The organism is Nocardia higoensis, from assembly GCF_015477835.1.
Lineage (GTDB): Bacteria > Actinomycetota > Actinomycetes > Mycobacteriales > Mycobacteriaceae > Nocardia > Nocardia higoensis_A.
In genome coordinates this window covers 14,238-31,980 of sequence record NZ_JADLQN010000011.1, presented here as the reverse complement: position 1 = coordinate 31,980, position 17,743 = coordinate 14,238, and the positions used below count along the sequence as shown (strand labels likewise).

The window sequence follows — 17,743 nt, the reverse complement described above, 5'->3', positions numbered from 1 at the left end:
AGCCATGTCTGGGTGCGCTCGACCGTAATCTGCCGGGGCAGCAGCCGATCCGTGGAGGTGTCAGGTGCTGCTGCCTGACCGTCCTGACCGGGCTGCCGGTCACAGGAGGTCGAGGTGGGTCAGGATCAGCAGCACGAATCCGGTGGCGGCGGCAAAGCCGATGCCGCCGTCGCGGATCGCTTCGGTGACGTGTCCGCCGCCGAAGTGGGTGAGCAGGGCTGCGGTGATGCCGATGATGATGCCGAGCAGTGCGGCGATGGTGACCAGCAGTGCCTTGCGCAGCGTCTGGTTCATGAGGGCCTCCTGGAGTGGCTTCCGGATCGAGTGTCGAGATCCAGGACAGCCGCAGCAGTGTGGGCTCCGCGAGCAGCACGGAGTGGATAGAGTGCGTGAATGCGCATGTCAGGCATCAAATTTCGGGGTGTGAGGATTCGACGAGTCGTGTCGAGTCGCCACGACTCGCACCTCGTGCGGGCGTGGTGATGACCGAGATGACGGACGCCCGGGCGGAGTTCTTCGCCGAACTGGACAGGCTACGGGTAGCGGCGCGGGCGGTGACCGATCGGCGTCCACCGTCGGTGCAGGTGATCGCCCGGAACACCGGTGTGCCGGTAGGCACTGTGCGCAGCTGGTTTCCTATCAGTCCCTCGAAACCGAGGACCGTGCCACGCAAGGACGAGCAGCTGGTCGCGGTCCTGGAGTTCTTCCTTCGCCGCGCGGGCCGCCTGGCGCAACAACAACCGTTGGACCGCCGTACCCGAGAGGACTGGCTCGCCCGTCGCGACGCCGCCGCAGCTGTCGAATCCCTTGAAGGCCCGGACACAGGGAGCGACGATGACGCCACTGTCGGCCACCGTGCCGGTGCGACGGGCTCACCACCTGTCCGGGCCAGGAAGTCTGAGTCCTCGGCGCCGCGGGCGGAGCTGGTGGTGGTCGGCAAGATCCCGGACGAGCCGGAGCATTTTGTGGTCCGTGACCAGCTCGACGAGTTGGAGCGGGGGCTGGCCGGGGAGCGGGTGGCGGTGGTGGTGACCGGGATGCGGGGTGCGGGCAAGACCCAGGTCGCCGCCGCCTACGCCCGCCGTGTCCTGGCCTCCGGCCAGGGGCTGGTGGGGTGGGTCGAGGCCGAGTCCGCCGATCTGCTGCACTCGGGCTTGGCGGCGATCGCCGACCGGTTAGGGGTAGCCGACCCCGACGGGGACGCCGAAGTATCGGCAGCACGGTTACGCGATCACCTGCACACCCACAGCCAGCGAGCACTGCTGGTGTTCGACAACGCCACCGAAATACACCTGGTGCGGTCGCTGCTACCCACCGCCGGAGCCACACGAGTGGTGATCACCAGCACCCATCGCGGGTTCGCGCGATTGAGCAGGGTCGTCATCGACACCGGCACTGGCTACACCCGCCCGCAATCACTGACCTACCTCGCCGAGGCCACCGGCATCGACGACGACCCCGACAACGCAGACGAGCTGGCAGAAGAACTCGGTGACCTCCCGCTTGCGCTCGCGGCCGCCGCGGGCACGATCGCGGCATCACCAGCCATGAACTACGAGCGGTATTTGACCAGGCTGCGCAGCAGAACCCTGCCGCAGGCACTGCGCAAACAAGACGGTCAGGACCACCCCTTGAGCGTGGACCAAGCCCTGCTATTCGCGATCGAAGCCGCCGAAGAGCCCACCGGCGACACCGAACTCGACACCGTCATCGCCTGGTTGCTCGGGTTGTTCGCGGTGCTCGCTCCTTCCGGGGTCGACCGTGCCCTGCTCGTCCACCCCGACCTGGACGATCTGGTCGATGACGCGATCGACCACTGCGTACAGCGCTGCCTGCTGAGCTGGGCCATCGACGAAACCAGCACCGCGAACACGACCCTCTCCGTCCACCGCCTCACCGCCCGCGTCCTGCGCGAACGCGCCCGCGACGCCGATACCACCGAAACCATCGTCGCTTCGGCCCTCGTCGTCCTCGCAGCCCGGTTGTTCGATCGCTCTGACGCATGGAGCCGGCGGTCGGAGGGGGTTCACCTCATCGAGCAGATCGATGCCCTCACCCATAACCCGTTAGCCTCCCTGGTCTCTGAAGAAATCCAGCAGCTGCTGCTCGCAATCAGCAGATGGGCTGTGCGCCAGCTGATCGAGACCGCAGACCTCACCCGTGCCATCGAGTCCGCACACCGTTCGATCACCGACCACGAGCGGGTCCTGGGCACCGACCACCCGGACACCCTGCTCATCCGCAGTAACCTCGCCAACGCCTACCGGGATGCGGGGCGGGTCGAGCAGGCAATCGGGGAGTTCGAACGCCTCCTCAACGACTGCGAACGGATCCACGGTCCCGACCACCCCAACACCCTGCTCACTCGCAGTAACCTCGCCCACGCATACCGGGCCGCGGGGCGGGTCGAGCAGGCAATCAAGGAGTCCGAACACGTCCTCACCGACCAGCAGCGTGTCCTCGGTCCCGACCACCTCAGCACCCTGCTCACTCGCGGTAACCTCGCCCACGCATACCGGGCCGCGGGGCGGGTCGAGCAGGCAATCAAGGAGTCCGAGCGCCTCCTCACCGACCAGCAGCGTGTCCTCGGTCCCGACCATCCCAGCACCTTGATCACCCACGGTAGCCTCGCCCACGCCTATCAGGCCGCAGGGCGGGTCGAGCAGGCAATCCCGTTGCTGGAGCAGACCGCCACCGACTGCGAGCGGGTCCTCGGTCCCGACCATCCCGACACCCTGAGCGCCCACGGCAACCTCGCCAACACCTACCGGGATGCGGGGCGGGTCGAGCAGGCAATCCCGTTGCTGGAGCAGACCGCCACCGACTGCGAGCGGGTCCTCGGTCCCGACCACCCCGACACCCTGAGCGCCCACGGCAACCTCGCCCACGGATACCGGGTCGCGGGGCGGGTCGAGCAGGCAATCGAGAAGTCCGAACGCCTTCTCACCGACTGCGAGCGCATCCTCGGTCCCAACCACCTCAGCACCCTGATCACCCGCAACAACCTCGCCAGCGCCTACCAGGCCGCGGGGCGGGTCGAGCAGGCAATCGAGGCGTTCGAACGCCTTCTCACCGACTGCGAGCGCATCCTCGGTCCCAACCACCTCAACACCAGTGTGGTTCGAGGCAATCTCAAGGCAGTGCAGAAGAAGGGATCTCGCTCTTGATGTGTCCATCTGGGGTAGACCCCAGCCGGACACCGCGGAAGCCCGCGCTTGTAGGGGATTCTCCTGCTCGATCGGCCGACCACGAGCGATCCGGATAGAGTCTGAGACCTTAGTTCGACGTGGTGTCCCGTTGGAGCAGCGCTAGGTCAACGACTTCTAGAGAAGCTGAATCGGCCAGGCTGGTGAAAGCGGCTCTCAGCTGGGCATGCGTTGTCGTTCGCGGCTCAGCCGACAAAAGATGGTCTGACGGGGCGCTGCCCGCGACTCAACACTCGGGTGGCTTGGCTAGATTTGCGGGATGTCACCCAGTCTCGAAACGATCGTCGGGCGCCTCGCCTCCCGGTCTCCTGTACGTCCGGAGGCGACCACGCAGGCCGACATCTACATGCTGCTCACCACAGCGGCACTCGGGTTGGACACTGATGATGTCGTGACGATGGAGTCACCGGTCGCGGACGGCACCCGCCGACGTATCGACATCGAAGCGGGCCACGTAGTCATTGAGGTCAAAAAGGACCTGCGCGCCGCAGATCTGGCGGATGCGGAGAAACAACTCGCCGGCTACGTCGCGCAGCGCACCAAGGAACTTGGGGGTCGCTACGTCGGGATCCTCACAGACGGCACCGTCTGGCGTCTCTACCACCTGGCACACGATCAGCTGGCCTGTGTCTCTGAGCTCGAACTGAGCCCACGCGAACCAGACCACGACGCACTGCTGGTGTGGCTCGAATCGGTCATGGCCACTCGGGAGAAGATTCGCCCTGTACCAGCGGAAATCGAGCAACGGCTCGGTGCTGATTCGCCTGCCCACCAGCTCGATTACGCGACCCTTGAGGTGCTGTACCACGACAACCGCAACCATCCCGAGGTCAAGCTCAAGCGGGAGTTGTGGGCCAAGCTGCTGCGGACAGCATCAGGCACCGGATTTGTCGACGACGAGGCCCTCTTCATTAATCACACCTTGCTGGTGGTGACCGCGGAGCTCGTCGCTCACGCGGCAATCGGCTGGGACGTGTCGCCGCACGGCCCTCTGAGTCCCACACAACTGACGTCAGGCACAGAGTTCGCCAACGCCCAGATCTACGGTGTCGTCGAAGCCGATTTCTTCGACTGGGTCGTGGAGGTCGCCGGCGGTGAGCAGTTCGTCACCGAACTCGGACGCCGAATCGCTCGGTTCGACTGGTCCCGCGTCGAACACGATGTCCTCAAGGTGCTCTACCAGTCGGTGATCACCACTCCGGAGCGGGAACGGCTTGGCGAGTACTACACTCCGGACTGGCTCGCCGATCGCGTCGTCGCCGAGTGCGTCACAGACCCGCTCAGCACTCGTCTCGCAGATCCGAGCTGTGGCAGTGGGACGTTCATCTTCCACGCGGTTCGCCGCTATCTCGATGCCGCCGAGGACGTCGGCACTCCTACCGGGCAGGCAGTTCTCGAAGTAACCCGACATGTCGTCGGCATGGATGTTCACCCCGTCGCAGTCACCCTCGCCCGTGTCACCTATCTCCTCGCTATCGGGATCGACCGCATCAACTCTGCAGACCGAGGTCCGCTCACAGTCCCGATCTATCTGGGCGACTCGGTGCAGTGGGAACAGAGTCGAGACCTGTTCGGTGGGGCAGACAGGGTCACCATCACCACCGCTGGCCACGAACTCGTCGAGGGCGGCGGTGTCCTTTTCGGCGACGATCTCGTATTTCCCCGCAGCATCCTGGGCGACGCGGGCCGGTTCGACCAGCTTGTCTCCGCGATGGCTGATGCCGCGCTCGACCTCAGCCCGAAAAAGCTGGACCGTACGCTGGCCGACCCGATCCTGCGTAGATTCGCGGTCACCGACGAGGAGGCGGCGATCCTTCGGACCACCTTCTCGACAATGCGGGCGCTGCACCGCTCTGGACGCAACCACATCTGGGGGTACTACGTACGTAACCTGATTCGCCCGCTATGGCTGTCGGAGCCGGGGAATCGGGTGGACATCCTCGTGGGCAATCCGCCGTGGCTGCGCTATTCGAAGATGACCGAGCCGATGCAGAAGCGGTACAAGTTGCTCGCCAAGCCTCGAAACCTACTCAGCACTGGGCTCGGCGCGTCGGCTCGGGATCTGTCCACACTGTTCGTCGTGCGGGCCGTAGAGATGTACCTACGGAAGGGGGGACAGTTCGCGTTCGTCATGCCACACGGCACCCTCACCCGCAAACCGCATGCGGGGTTCCGCAGTGGAGTGTGGGCGACCGGAACCGGTGATCACCTCACCGTCGCCTTCGGAACCAGCTGGGATCTGGCCGAGACCACGACCGGTTTCCCAATGGTCTCGTGCGTTGTACACGGCCATCGAGCTGTAGCGGCCACCGCGGTACCCAGTCAGACAGTGAAGTGGTCCGGACGACTCCGCCGCGCGGACCTTCCATGGAGTGAGGCGGCGCCACGGATCACGAGGGCTCCGGGAACTCTGGTGGCCCCCTCCGACGGCGACGGCCCTCCCCCGTCGCCGTATAAGTCAGTGTTCCGCAACGGAGCGATCCTTTATCCGCGTCTCCTGTTGTTCGTACAGAAAGCCGATGCCGGTCCGCTCGGAGCGGGTGCCGGTCGCGTCGCGGTGACTTCTTTCCGCAGCACACAGGAGAAGGAGCCGTGGAAGTACCTGCCCGCACTCTCAGGGCGAGTGGAGCGACGCTTCGTGCGGTCGGTGTATCTCGGGGAGACCGTGCTGCCGCACCGATGCATCACGCCGCGACTGGCGGTCCTTCCCCTCGAAAGCACTTCAATCCTGAAAGCCCAGCAAGTCGCAGAGCATCCAGGGCTATCAGGATGGTGGAACCAGGCAGAGTCCACGTGGAACTCCTCCAAGCCGTCATCAGACACGTCGCAGCTGCTCGACCGCATCGACTTCCACGGCCAACTGGCCGCACAACTTCCAACAGCCGCGCTGAGGGTGGTCTACACGAAGTCAGGCAACACACTGGCTTCCGCCCTGGTCCGAGACGACTCAGCAATCATCGACCACAAGTTGTACTGGGCTCCCGTGACCACGGAGTCAGAGGGCCACTATCTGTGCGCGATCCTCAACTCCGCAACCCTGCTCGAACGGGTCAAACCACTGCAGGCTCTGGGGCTGTTCGGCCCTCGTGACTTCGACAAGAACGTCTTCGCGGTTCCTTTCCCGAAATATGACTCGACCATCGACCTCCACATTCGTCTTGCAGAACTCGGAGCGCTCGCCGAGAGAACCGCAGCGGACGCCGATATCGCTAGTGCCCGCACCTTCCAGGCTGCCCGTAAGAAGGTTGCCGCCGAACTGATTTCGATCGGTCTTGCGCAGAAGATCGAGGACGCGGTCGCTGAGCTGGTGCCGCTGGAAGCTGTCCTCCCCACGGAGGAATGACCAGAGATTGGTTGTAGATCGCAGCTCACAGAAGTTCGACTACTCGTCTCGTTTCCTGCTACCTGAGGAGGGTGCGTCCGAGAGTCGCGAGGCGGCGGTCGGAGTGATGTTCAGAAGGGATCGTCGTCGCTGTTCCAGTCAACAACGCGAGATGCTGGACGCGGCGGACGGCGGGACTCCGGGCTGGGTAGTTCGGGTTCGCCTTCATTCACCCACGAAATGCGCGACGCCGCCGTGCGGCGCGGATTTCGGTGTCGGCGACCTGGTCGGCGAGCAGGGCGTAGACCTGGGTGGTCTCGGTGGAGGCATGCCCGAGCCGTTTGCGCACCACCTCGATGGAGACGCCGGCGTTGATGAGTTCGGTGGCGTGGGAGTGGCGGAGCTGGTGGATGTCGATGTCCACCCCGGCGCTCGCGCAGTACCGGCTCCACCGGTGATGCGCGGCGGAGTAGGACAGCGGTCCGCCGCGGCCGTTGATGGACGCGCGGAACATGGGTCCGGCGGTGTAGCCGGTGCGGTCGAGGTAGAGCCGGACCATGGCGACGTAGCCGCGGTCGTCGAGCAGGACGGTGCGCACGGTGCCGCCTTTGCCGTGCAGGCGGACGTGTTCGTCGTCCAGGCGCAGGTCGAAGTCCTCGACGTGCAGCTCGCAGACCTCACTCGCGCGGGCGCCGCACACATAGGCGGTCTCGAACAGCACCCGATCCCGCAGCACATCCAGGGCAACGTCCTTGCGCGGCCGGCGGGCGCAGATCGCGGCGAACACCTTCGCGATGTCGGCCGCCGCCGCCGGCCGGGGCAGGGTTTTGGGCACGGTGATGGTGTCGACCTTGTCCATCGGGTTCGCGGCGAGCAGGTCGTGGCGGACCGCCCACCGGCAGAACGCGGCGACCGCGGCCCGCTTCCGCTTGCGGGTGGCCGGCGCGAGATCGGCGATCCCGGAGAGGAACCCGCGCACTGCCGCCACGGTCACGCCGTCGATCCCGCCATCACCGTCGACGTGTTCGGCGAACCCGGTGAGGTCGCCGCGGTAGGCGCGCAACGTGTTGGCGGGCCGGTTGGCGTTGGCCAGATCGGTGAGGAACTGGTCGATGTGAACCGCCAGGGGCACCGTGGTCTCGTCGTCGATGTCGGCCGTCGTCGCGCCCATGCTGCTCCTCTTCGCCGAGGTTGCCCGATAACCAGGAATCGAACGGTTCGCGCCGGATGGTGTTGTGCCAGTTCGCCGGAACCGTTCGGGCCCTATCTTGCCCGATAACCGTAGTTATCAGGCAATACCCAAGGGGGAGCGGACCGGCGAGCCTCATACACATAAAGCGAGCTTCGCGACAGCTCGATATATGCGAGCTGTCGCTCAGCTCGATCTTCGTATATGCTCGTCGTGATACGAGCTGATGTTCAGCTCGCACGAAAGGGAGCTGAAATGTCAGAGCTGAAGAGCGAAAAGGCTGCGTCGAAGATCAGGCTGCAGGGAGCTGTGATCGTGCAGAGTGGGCGTCCCATGCTGCTCACTGCGATCCGGGCGGAGGATCTCGGGCGCCACAAGAAGGTCGACGTCTTTGACCCGTCCACGAAGAAGGGCTACCAGCGGACCGCCCAGACGGCTCGGGTGAACAGTGCCGCGAAGTACTACGGCGAGAAGGGCGGCTGGATGCCCAACCCGCTACTGGTCAACATCCGGGAGGAGGACTTCTCCAAGCTGGAGATCGTCATCGAGGACGATCAGGAGGGCTTCGAGGAAGCCCGGAGCAACGGCGGCGATTGGATCGGGGTCGGCTACATCGAGATCCCGGAGGATCTGCCCATCTGGGTCTACGACGGACAGCATCGCGCGGACGGACTCGCGGTCGTCCTCGCTGATTACTCCGGCTTCGAGAACTTCCCTGTTCCGCTTTCGATCAACCTCGGACTCACTGAGATCGAGGAAATGACCGAGTTCTACGAGGTCAACACGAACGCGAAGTCCGTGCGCACCGATTTGGCGTGGTCTCTGCTCAAGTCCATGGCCGACGAAGACCCGGAACTGGCCGACCGCCTTGAGATGGAAGGGCGCGATTGGATCACCCGCGGCCAGACTGTGGTGGAGGAGCTGGAAGCCCTGGGCGGTGTGTGGTCGGGCCGGATCCAGGCGCCGAACCAGAGGGGCAAGCGCAGCGACAAGCTGACGATCCCTCAGGCGGCCTTCGTACGCTCGCTTCGTCCGCTGCTGGACATGCCGCTGCTTGCCAAAGCCGAGCCCGCCAAGATCGCACAGCTCCTGAACGCCTACTGGGCCGGGATTGCGCAGGTACTTCCCGAGCCCTTCGCCCCTGCCAACAACCCCAAGGACTACGCCATCCAGAAGGGGCAGGGCACGATTGCGCTGCACCGGGTGCTTCCGCAGGTGATCGAAGTGGTTCGTGCAAAAGGGAAGTCCCTCGCCGACCCGGCCGCTTACGCCGAAGTCATGGAGGATCTGCCGAACCTCGCAGGCGAGATCATCACCGAAAAAGGCGCTCAGCCCGTATCCGGCGCCGAGTTCTGGCTGTCGGGCTCGAAGGGCGCGGCTTCGCAGTTCAGCGGCGATGCCGGCCGTAAGCGGCTCTCGGTCGTCATCAGGACGCTCCTCCCGCGCCCGGCCGAAGGGCTGAACTTCTGACTCGACAACCGCAGCATGGCGGGGACCCGCTCTGCCGCTCGAAGATCCCGCGCCACTCGACGCGGGCTCTTCGATTTTGAAGCCCAGGTCGGGTTGTCAGCGCGCGGCCCGCGACATCGATGACCGTTTCCGAACACCGGCTCCTGCAAGTCCTTCTCCGGAGGCGCTGGACGGCCGAGCGTTCGGAAGACGTTTTCCGAACAGCTTCGAAGGTCGTGGTTCCTGCACCTCGATGTGCGAGGAGCAGAGTTCGCTCTCCTCGCACATCGAGGTGTTCAGCTGACGGTGCGACTCACACCAGCGCCTTGACCATCCCCACCATGGCCATGCCGAGGGTGAGGCCGACAGCCGCAGCGGCGAATCCGGTCTGAATGGCGGGAATGGTGGTGTGCCCCTGCTTCAGGCGCAGGATGACCGCGATCAGTCCACAGATGAGCGCGAATCCGAGGACGGCCACGCAGACGGCCAAGGCGACGATCGTAGCTGGAATCGTCATGACGCCTGCTCCTCTGCCTGCGGCACGACCACGGGGACTTCTACTTTGGTGGGCATGGTCGCGGACCATAAAGAACAGGGGTGCACGCGCAGCTCGACCAGCAAGGATGCGCTGGAAAATCGATGAAGGGGGGACACGACGGGCCTCCTATGACTGGAGAGCCCGGCCCGCGGCCAGCGGCTGAACGGATGGCTGCTGGCGTGGCGTGCCGGACTGTTTCGCCCGGCCCGAGGCCAGCAGCTGATTACGATCACCGAGGATAGCCGAGAGGCAGCTGTTCGTTCCGGAGCCTCTCACCCAACACGCCGGACTAGGTTCGCGCACATGAGTTCCGGCATCATCCCCTGATGCAGCCCTTCTCCCAGGTCTACGGGCACGTCCCCATGCGATCGGTCGTTCAGAGCGACGGCATGGACGACGACCTGCGCAGAGATCTCTGGAACTTCACCCACATGCTCTATGTACGTCCTGAGCTCCAACGGCACGGGGACTTCTCGCGGTACTTGGGTATCTGGATCTTCACCATGAAGTGCGACGCGGACCACTTCCCCGGTGACCTCATGGGGGAGTACCTCAAGAAGTGGATCAAGGGGCAGGAGTGGTACCGGGTCTATGACCTGCTCCAGGAGCTCGTCGACATCGAGGACAACAGCGATTCGTTCAACGTCATGCTCGATCGCAACCTCGCCGGTTACAGGCTGCTCGAGAAGCGGGTCGTGCCGATCTCCGATGAGCATGAACTCGACGAGATCAAGGCGGCACTGGCTACCCCTGTTGATCCCGTGAAGCAGCATCTGCGGCAGGCTATCCAGCACTTGTCGGACCGCGAGGAGCCGGACTACCCGAACTCGATCAAGGAGTCGATCAGCGCTACTGAGTCGTTCCTCGCAACGATCACCGGGAAGAAGAAGCCCCTTGGCGAGGCTCTGAAGGAACTGAAGCAGATGCAGAAGGCCTCCGGGCGGTTCGAGCACCCGGCACTGCTGGATGGGTGGTCGAAGATGTACGGCTGGAGCAGCGACGAGCACGGAATCCGCCATGGCGGCACCGAGGTGCCGGCCGAGTACATCACCCAGGCCCTCGCTAGATACGTCCTCATCACCTGCTCGGCCTTCATCAACCTGCTGATCGCCGAGCAGGCAGCAGGCCACTTTCCCCGCCCCGCTACGTAGACCGGTAAGGCCGAGCACTTCCCGAGCATGTGACCGAACTGCTTGGGTGGCCTGCTGATTCGGGCCAGAGTGTCGGGGGCTTCGCTCATACTGATGAACGTTCGTCAGCAGCACCGAGGGGGTGATTCGGTCATGCCGAAATCGAAGGGGCGCAAGCCGAAACAGGTGAAGGGGCAGGTCCGACGGTCGGGTCGGGCAGAACGATATGCCCCTGGCCAGCTCGGTGTCCCACCGAAGTTGATCGCGAACATGCTTGCCGCCGCACCGCCGGACCAGCTGGTGGAGATGCTGCCGCCCCTGCTGTGGCTGCACTACTCCACCGGCGCGCAGGCCAATCTGTGCGTCTCGGCGGCGATGACACTGCGCAGCACCTATGCACTGCTGGGAATCGAAGCCCGGCCGACACCGGTCGATCTGGTCATCGGGCACCGCGCCGGCGGGCTGCTGGCCCGCTACGGCGGCGAACATCGCTGGGAGGGGCAGAACTACCACGGTCATTGCGTGCTGTGGCTGCCCGGTTCCGGTCGCTGGATCGACACCACCGTGATGCAGTACCCGGAGGTCCGCGCGTCGATGCCGCTGCCGGTGGTCGGTCGCAGCGCCGGAACCTTCGGCGGCAACGCCGCAGCTCGCACTGCCCTGGCTCAAGGAAGATTGATCGCGGGTACCCACATGACCGTGCCGCGCGAGGAACTGATTCTGGACTACACCGTTGTCGCCGACGAGGACGACACATTCCTCCACGGCATTCACGCCCTGGCCGAGGACACCGAACGACGCTTCCGGGACAGCGGAGCCAATCTCGCTGCCGCCTGCCTGGAATGGTGGCGCAAACCCGGCATCGTCGAGCGCGTACGTACCGCGCCCTACCCCCAATTGCACGCCCTGCTCGACGCGATCGGCGGCGCGCCGATCCATGTCGATGCCGACGAGACCTGGCTGTTCGAGATCGCCCCTGGACGACATGTCCGCCTCGACGAGTTGCTGCCCGCGTCGTGATGGTCGAGATTTCTGTCGGTCCCCGGCGGTAGACTCCTCGGCAATGCGAAGGTCGCGGGTTCGAACCCCGCCAGCTCCACTCCGAGGGGCTGTAGCTCAGCGGTAGAGCAGCGCACTGTCCGTCAGGCCGACGAGCCGGACACCGGAAGACCCCACTCACAGTGGGGTCTTCCGTCATTTCCACAGTCCAACGAGCCCTTCTCAGAAGCGAATCGAGGCCTACAGCGGCGTGCCCGAAAGCGCACCCCGCGGTCTTGGGCATCGACGTGGAACCTGGTCGCGGATCGACTCGGGCCACACCCACGGCAATATGTGGCGCAAGTAACAAAAGTCGAAGCTAGACGCACCGAGCGGCACCGAGCGGCACCGAGCGGCACCGAGCGGCACCGAGCGGCACAGTTGCCGCACGACACAGTCTGCGGCGGGGGTGTCGTAGGTGCATTTCGGGTGAGTTCGCCGAGTAGACTTCTCCTCGGTGGGTTCCTGGTGCCTCGCATCGGTTTTCCCTCCCCGGACTTCTCTAGGCGAGTGGCGAGGTGGAGATGCACCGCTCGTCTGGACGGTGTCTTTCCCTCTCGCCACTGGTTGGCGAGGCCGGTCCCGCAGAGGGCGGGCCGGTCGACCCTGAGAGGGGATGAGGCCCAGTGCCTGAATCCACCAGACCGAATGCTCGTCTTCAGCGGCTCGTCCAGGCGGTCACGTACGTGCGTGCCGCCGCTGCGCTGTGGTGGATCGGCAGCATGCTTGCTGCCGATGCAGAAACCGCCACCAGCGCAGTTGTGCGGGCGCTGGTGGCGGCTCTCGGTGTTGCGGTTCGGATCCTGACGTAAGTTTGGCGACTAGGCAGGAACCGGCCGGTACGAGGCCCTCGGCGGATGTCGGGGGCCCTCGTGCTTCCCTGGGTTACCCGGGAAGTGCGCGTTTCAGTAATTCAGTACGTCGCACCGCAATACTACGACAATCGCGCCACGAATTGCTGTCGCGGTTGTCGTGAGTTGTCCAGCTGATCCGCTGTGCAGCCACCTAGCCGATCCCCGTGCGGCGCCTAGCCGATCTTCTATGCGTCACCTGGACAGCACGCTGCGGTCGTGACACCTCGGGCAGGCCCCTGCTGGGCCGCCGGAGTCATCGTCAGCGGTCTCGCCTGTCAGCTCGGTCCGATGCCCGGCATGTCACCGAGCTATTCGGCAGGGTGAAGATCGGTCAGCGGCACCGAGAACGGGTAGCGGCCCGGGGCCTCGTCGACGGACTCGATCAGTGCGTGTTCGTCGTCGATCTCGACGATCCGGAACACCGACACCCCGGCGGGGCGGATGCGGACCTGGTCGTTTACCTCGAACACCCACCCGACGATACTCGAACGCATGTACGAAACAGGTCGGGACTGGAGTACCGGGTCGCCGGGCGCGTCGTCGAGCCGGGCGGGCTCTATCCGGCTGCGGCCCGACTGCTGGGTCGAGTCCGCACCGGCCACATGTCCAGATTGTGGGGTGCAGCTGGGGCCCGGCCTCTGCGCGGCCGTCAGCTGAGCACCCTGCCGCCACCCGTTTCGCGCCGCGCCAGGCTCCCCGCCCCCTCGATTTCGACCACTCGTTCCACTCGTTGTCCGGTCCGTCCATCCCCGGTTTGAAGACCACCCTCGCTCTGCTCTGTTCCGCAGAGTGGGGGTGGTCTTCAAACCGGGAGCCCGCGGACGGAGGGGATGGACGGACCGGACAAACGCCCAGCTCAGCGGCTATGCCGGGGGTGGATCAGCCCTTGGATTACCTCCTGGATTACCCCCTGGACCAGGGGGTGGACCCAACCCTCGCGCTGATCCAGGGGTAATCCAGCCCCTGATCCAGGGGGTAATCCACCCTCTACAACGGACGACCGGGCCCGCGAACCGGGTTTTCACCTGCATGACAATGGGGCTCGGCTGCCCTCGGCCGTCGAGCCCCAATTGCTGTTCGGTGGCGCGGCGAAGGTGGTCGCCGCGGTCTACTTCGAGTCGGGTGTGCGTCCTTCGCGCAGGGCGTCGCCGATCTCGCTCGTGCGGGCCTGGTACTGGTCCTGGTCGAGGACCTGCACGTCGAAGCCGGGGGTGTGTTCGCCGTCGAGGTGGCGTTGGGCCATCGCGAAGTGCTGGGCCACGTAGTTCGGGTCTTGCATGCGGCGATCCACCTCGGTGGTGAGCGCGTGGCCGGCGTCTTCGCGGTCGGTGCCGGTCACGTACCAGTCCTCGCCCGGGTAGTAGGCGCGGACCGTGCCGTCGGCCTGGTCGACGAATTCGGGCCGCTGGATGACGTGGACGACCGGGTCAGAGCCGCCCTGCGGGGCCGGGTGCATAGAAAGTCTCCCTCGAGTTGTCGTCGTGGATCACGTAGCAGACGTACTGCATGCCAGGGTGCCCGACGATCGGGCCGGTGTACACGCAGTTCATGGTGGTCGCGGTAGCGGTGCCGGCCACCGCGGCGGGCGCTATCAGCAATGCCCCCAGCATGACGGCGCCGACTGCTGCTTTGACTGTCCTGACCATGATGTTCCCCCCTGTGGATGGTGTGGTTGGACATCTGGTTGGACGCCTCCGGAACCGATTCGGTTCCACCACAACCCGTTTCCGATCCGCCGTGACCGCACGGCCCGGCGCGGTCACGAATGGTCGGGCGCGACGGTGACATGGCGCCGGTAGGAGAGCCGAGAGCCTCCCTGTTGCTGTCGCGGCCGGGCGGCGATCACAGCCGCCGCTCCCCGCGGGTGCCGTGAACTGGGTGGGTTCCGGTTTCGGACACGGATTCGAGGGCCGAGTGCTGGCGGCGGGTGCGTCGGCGGGTGTAGAGCTGGCCGTGGTTGGCGAGGCGGATCCGCAGCCGTGCGGCGGCCCATCGCGTCTGTGTGGTCTGCTCGGTCATGCCGAAGTCGACGCCGCCCGGACCGTGGTGGTTCCGGGCGGCGGTGGTGATGCCCTGTGACTGTCCGGTCCGGGCGAGGGCCGCTGCGGCCTGCCCGTGTGGGAGGGCTTGCCCTCGGATCGACGGGATCGCAGGTCAGTTCAGCTCGGCGCGGGCCGCGCGGAGGTAGTGGGCACGCCACCACTGGTCGTCGGTGTCGTTGCCGTACAGGCGTCGGCGGCGGGTTTCGCCGGCCACCTCGAGCAGTTCCCGGGTCAGCGCGGCGTGGTCTTTTCCGTGGTGGGGATTGGTGTGGAAGTAGGTCCCCCATTCGGCGGCGGTCTGCTCGCCGGGTACTTCGGCGATGCCTTCGGTCTCCAGATACATGCTGCCCCTGCCCTTCCGGTGCTTCACGATAGTCATCGCCCGCCCGCTCGCGCGGGATACGCGGCGAGGGCCTGGACGCCGGTGTCCAGGCCCTCGCCGATGCTGGGTTGGTCAGGTGCCCGCCGCCGGGGTGGTGACGGGCTGGTCGATCAGGACAGATACCGCCATTCGATACGGGTGACCGTCGAGTCCGGTGCGCAGCCGGTGTAGCTGCCGCCGCTCATGCGACGCTCCTTTCGATCGTTTCGCCGGTGATGGCCTCCACCAGCGCGCAGCCGAGGACCTCGGCCGCCGGTGGGGTGACGGCGTTGCCGTAGCCAGCCGCCTGCGTGCGCTTGTCCCCGAGCGGGCGGAAGGTCGCCGGGAACGCCATCCCGGCTCGGATCTCGTCGGGCTCCAACATCCGGAACGTGCACGCCTCGATGAGCCGCTCGGGGTCGACGCCGAGCAACCCGTGGCGGTCGCGGGTGGTCAGCGTGCCCATCGGCTCACCGACCGGCCGCGCCTGCCCGGTCCGGTAGTACGGCACCAACAGCTGCTCGCGCGCGGCATCGGACCCGGGCGGCTGCACCAGGCCGTGATGGAACCCGCGCGCCGAGAACGTCGACAACGGCTCGGTGACCCGGTGGGCGGTCTTCTTACTGCCGCCCCCACGCAACGAGGCGATGAACGGCGGGATGGCCAAGCCGAGTTCTCGTCGGCTGGTCTGAGTCGGCATCGGCAACCCCGTGCAGCGGGCGGGCTGGGTGGAACGCTTACTGGTCTGCACCACCCACCCGTCCGGGATCACCAGCCCATCGGTTTCGCGGGTGGTGCGCGTCGGCATCGGTGCGGTCACCGCGGTCGCCTCGGTGCGCCAGGTCCCGCCCGCCGGAGCGAGCATCGGCTCACCAGCGAAGCGCGACAACCCGATCCGGATCCGCTCCAACGTCGCGGCCGCCAGCGGGCGGACCCGCTCCCCGATCCGCTCCCCCGGATCCAGGCCCCAGTCGATCGCGGCGGCGGCCGGGGTCGTGAACGGCTCCACCACCGCGAACCGGCACGACTTCGACGGGCACCGGTAGACATATTGGCCATTGCGCCCATAGCGGCCCATCTCGACGCCGGGCTGCTTCCACGACTGCACCGCCTCCACCACCTGGTCGCAGGTCGGGCAGTAGGCGTGCGGGCGCAGCCACTTGTCGAAGTCCGGGCGCCGACCCAAGGATTTCAGCCAGTACATGACGTAGAGCCGGTCGCGGGACTGTGGGGCGGGCAGGCAGGTGCGGGGCACGGCGTGCATCGAGTTCAACGCGATCACCCGCGTCTCGTAGCCGGGCCCGATGTCCTGGATCTCGCGGAGCCAGCGGCCCCACTGGTCCCAGCGGCGGCACTGGATGACGTTCTCCATCACCCCACCCAGCACCGGGGTCCCCCGCCCGGCCATCGCCCGCAGATAGCGCGGGATCTGCTCGATCAGGGCACGAGACCGGGACTCGGCCGGATCGTCGATCACCACTCCCAGCTGCTCGTCGTCGATCAGCGTGTACTGGTTGGACCGGTCGAAATACCGTTTCTTGCCCTTGGCGTCGGTCCAGGCCGGGCACGCCGGCGAAGCCCAGAACAACTCCGAATACGGCAGCGTGGCCAGGTCGATGGCCTTCACGTCGCCGGGCGGAAGATGCTCGGCCGCCGGGAAATTCAGACTGTGCACGTCCACGCAAATCGGGTTGTGGTTGGCGGCCAGGGCGACCTGGATACCGGGCACCTGATCCCAGCCCAGTGAGTCCCCACCCCACCCGGCGAAATACACCGTCGAACGCAGGCTCATCGCACACCCACCGAGACGTGCTCGACCCAGTCCACCAGAAGCTCCACCACACCGGCCACCCACACCGGCCCCAACACCGCGTGGTCGACGGCCCGTGCCCGGGCCAGCAGGTCGACCTCGGCGCCCGTCAGTGGGGTCGCAGCGTCGAGCAGCTCGGCCAGCGGGGTGGTCATGTCCGGGTGCACATAGGTTCCGGTCCGCCCGGACAAGGCCCCGCCATAGACGAAGTAGCCCTGCCCCCGGTGCTGCGGCACCCACTCCCCCACCCGACGGCGGGCGGTGAGCTCGTCGAGCACCACCTGGTCGGTGGGGTCGATCCCGTAGGACAGCAGATGCTCACGCGCACCCACCACCGCATCACGGCGGGCGCCCGGCAGCAGGGCGCGGTCCTGCAGGTGCAGCAGCCACTCCAGCACCTGCGGATGCGGCTCACGCAACTGAACGTGCACCGCGGCGGCTCGGATCCCGGCGCGGGCCCGGTAGTCCGCGCCGACACTGCTCCAGCTGTGCTCCGCCAGCGCCTCGTCGACCTCGCGGCCGGTCAGAACCTGGTGCAGCGCGGTGAGTTCGGCGTAGTAGAGCCGGGCATCCAGGCCAGATCGGATCAGAGTGGTCTCGGCCTGCTCGAGCAGCCACGCCGCCCAGGGCGGCGAACCGAGGCTGCGGGCGCGGACGGCCTCGACCGCGAGCGCGAGGCTCACGCCGACGTCGGCGTGGACCTCCCGCAGGCTGCGGTCGGGGACCGGCGGGGCATGGACACCGGTGCCGTAGAAGGCGGGCACGGTCGTGCGCGCGGCCAGCGAAATGGTGTAGGTCATGCGG

The 17,743-nt window shown here is 66.2% G+C and carries 16 protein-coding genes; 6 read left to right on the top strand and 10 right to left on the bottom strand.

Features of this window, described 5'->3' with window-relative positions; all coding sequences use genetic code 11:
- Positions 1 to 99: 99 nt before the first annotated feature.
- Complete coding sequence (locus IU449_RS27555) at positions 100 to 294, bottom strand: hypothetical protein (RefSeq protein WP_195005099.1); 195 nt, start codon at positions 292 to 294, stop codon at positions 100 to 102.
- Positions 295 to 482: 188 nt separating this feature from the next.
- Here IU449_RS27555 and fxsT point away from each other — a divergent pair, with 188 nt between their 5' ends.
- On the top strand, positions 483 to 3,167 hold the full coding sequence (gene fxsT, locus IU449_RS27550; RefSeq protein ID WP_195005098.1) for an FxSxx-COOH system tetratricopeptide repeat protein: 2,685 nt from the start codon (positions 483 to 485) through the stop codon (positions 3,165 to 3,167).
- Between the two features lie 298 nt (positions 3,168 to 3,465).
- A complete protein-coding gene (locus IU449_RS27545) occupies positions 3,466 to 6,549 on the top strand; it encodes an N-6 DNA methylase (protein ID WP_195005097.1) in 3,084 nt (1,027 codons plus the stop codon).
- Positions 6,550 to 6,757: 208 nt separating this feature from the next.
- On the opposite strand, the gene IU449_RS27540 is transcribed toward IU449_RS27545, so the two are convergent.
- On the bottom strand, positions 6,758 to 7,699 hold the full coding sequence (locus IU449_RS27540; protein ID WP_195005096.1) for a tyrosine-type recombinase/integrase: 942 nt from the start codon (positions 7,697 to 7,699) through the stop codon (positions 6,758 to 6,760).
- Between the two features lie 273 nt (positions 7,700 to 7,972).
- Between IU449_RS27540 and IU449_RS27535 the strand changes: the two genes are divergently transcribed.
- Positions 7,973 to 9,187 carry a DGQHR domain-containing protein gene (locus tag IU449_RS27535; RefSeq protein WP_195005095.1) on the top strand — a complete coding sequence of 405 codons (1,215 nt, stop codon included), beginning with the start codon at positions 7,973 to 7,975 and terminating at the stop codon, positions 9,185 to 9,187.
- Positions 9,188 to 9,479: 292 nt separating this feature from the next.
- Here IU449_RS27535 and IU449_RS27530 read toward each other — a convergent pair whose 3' ends face one another.
- Positions 9,480 to 9,683, bottom strand: a complete 204-nt coding sequence (locus IU449_RS27530) for a hypothetical protein (RefSeq protein ID WP_195005094.1) — start codon at positions 9,681 to 9,683, stop codon at positions 9,480 to 9,482.
- 347 nt (positions 9,684 to 10,030) lie between these two features.
- On the opposite strand from IU449_RS27530, the gene IU449_RS27525 reads away from it, so the two are divergent.
- From IU449_RS27525 to IU449_RS27515, 3 genes are all read left to right on the top strand, one after another.
- A complete protein-coding gene (locus IU449_RS27525) occupies positions 10,031 to 10,855 on the top strand; it encodes an AbiJ-NTD4 domain-containing protein (RefSeq protein ID WP_195005093.1) in 825 nt (274 codons plus the stop codon).
- Between the two features lie 249 nt (positions 10,856 to 11,104).
- The gene (locus IU449_RS27520) at positions 11,105 to 11,854 is read left to right on the top strand and encodes a hypothetical protein (RefSeq protein WP_195005092.1); all 750 of its coding nucleotides are present in this window, start codon (positions 11,105 to 11,107) and stop codon (positions 11,852 to 11,854) included.
- Positions 11,855 to 12,498: 644 nt separating this feature from the next.
- Positions 12,499 to 12,684: a hypothetical protein gene (locus IU449_RS27515; protein ID WP_195005091.1), complete on the top strand. Its 186-nt coding sequence runs from the start codon at positions 12,499 to 12,501 to the stop codon at positions 12,682 to 12,684.
- A gap of 350 nt (positions 12,685 to 13,034) precedes the next feature.
- Here the strand turns inward: IU449_RS27515 and IU449_RS27510 are convergent, their stop codons facing one another.
- The 7 genes from IU449_RS27510 to IU449_RS27480 all read right to left on the bottom strand — a co-directional run bounded on the left by IU449_RS27510 (position 13,035) and on the right by IU449_RS27480 (position 17,739).
- Positions 13,035 to 13,196: a hypothetical protein gene (locus IU449_RS27510; RefSeq protein WP_228805822.1), complete on the bottom strand. Its 162-nt coding sequence runs from the start codon at positions 13,194 to 13,196 to the stop codon at positions 13,035 to 13,037.
- Positions 13,197 to 13,834: 638 nt separating this feature from the next.
- Positions 13,835 to 14,182, bottom strand: a complete 348-nt coding sequence (locus IU449_RS27505; protein ID WP_195005090.1) for a hypothetical protein — start codon at positions 14,180 to 14,182, stop codon at positions 13,835 to 13,837.
- Complete coding sequence (locus tag IU449_RS27500; RefSeq protein ID WP_195005089.1) at positions 14,154 to 14,372, bottom strand: hypothetical protein; 219 nt, start codon at positions 14,370 to 14,372, stop codon at positions 14,154 to 14,156. The genes IU449_RS27505 and IU449_RS27500 overlap by 29 nt, the downstream gene beginning before the upstream one ends.
- 196 nt (positions 14,373 to 14,568) lie before the next feature.
- Positions 14,569 to 14,745 (bottom strand): hypothetical protein, encoded by a 177-nt coding sequence (locus IU449_RS27495; RefSeq protein WP_195005088.1) that lies wholly within the window; start codon positions 14,743 to 14,745, stop codon positions 14,569 to 14,571.
- 135 nt (positions 14,746 to 14,880) lie between these two features.
- A complete protein-coding gene (locus tag IU449_RS27490; protein ID WP_195005087.1) occupies positions 14,881 to 15,147 on the bottom strand; it encodes a hypothetical protein in 267 nt (88 codons plus the stop codon).
- 184 nt (positions 15,148 to 15,331) lie between these two features.
- A complete protein-coding gene (locus IU449_RS27485) occupies positions 15,332 to 16,921 on the bottom strand; it encodes a DNA cytosine methyltransferase (protein WP_195005086.1) in 1,590 nt (529 codons plus the stop codon).
- Positions 16,918 to 17,739, bottom strand: a complete 822-nt coding sequence (locus tag IU449_RS27480; protein ID WP_195005085.1) for a hypothetical protein — start codon at positions 17,737 to 17,739, stop codon at positions 16,918 to 16,920. The genes IU449_RS27485 and IU449_RS27480 overlap by 4 nt, the downstream gene beginning before the upstream one ends.
- Between the last annotated feature and the right edge of the window lie 4 nt (positions 17,740 to 17,743).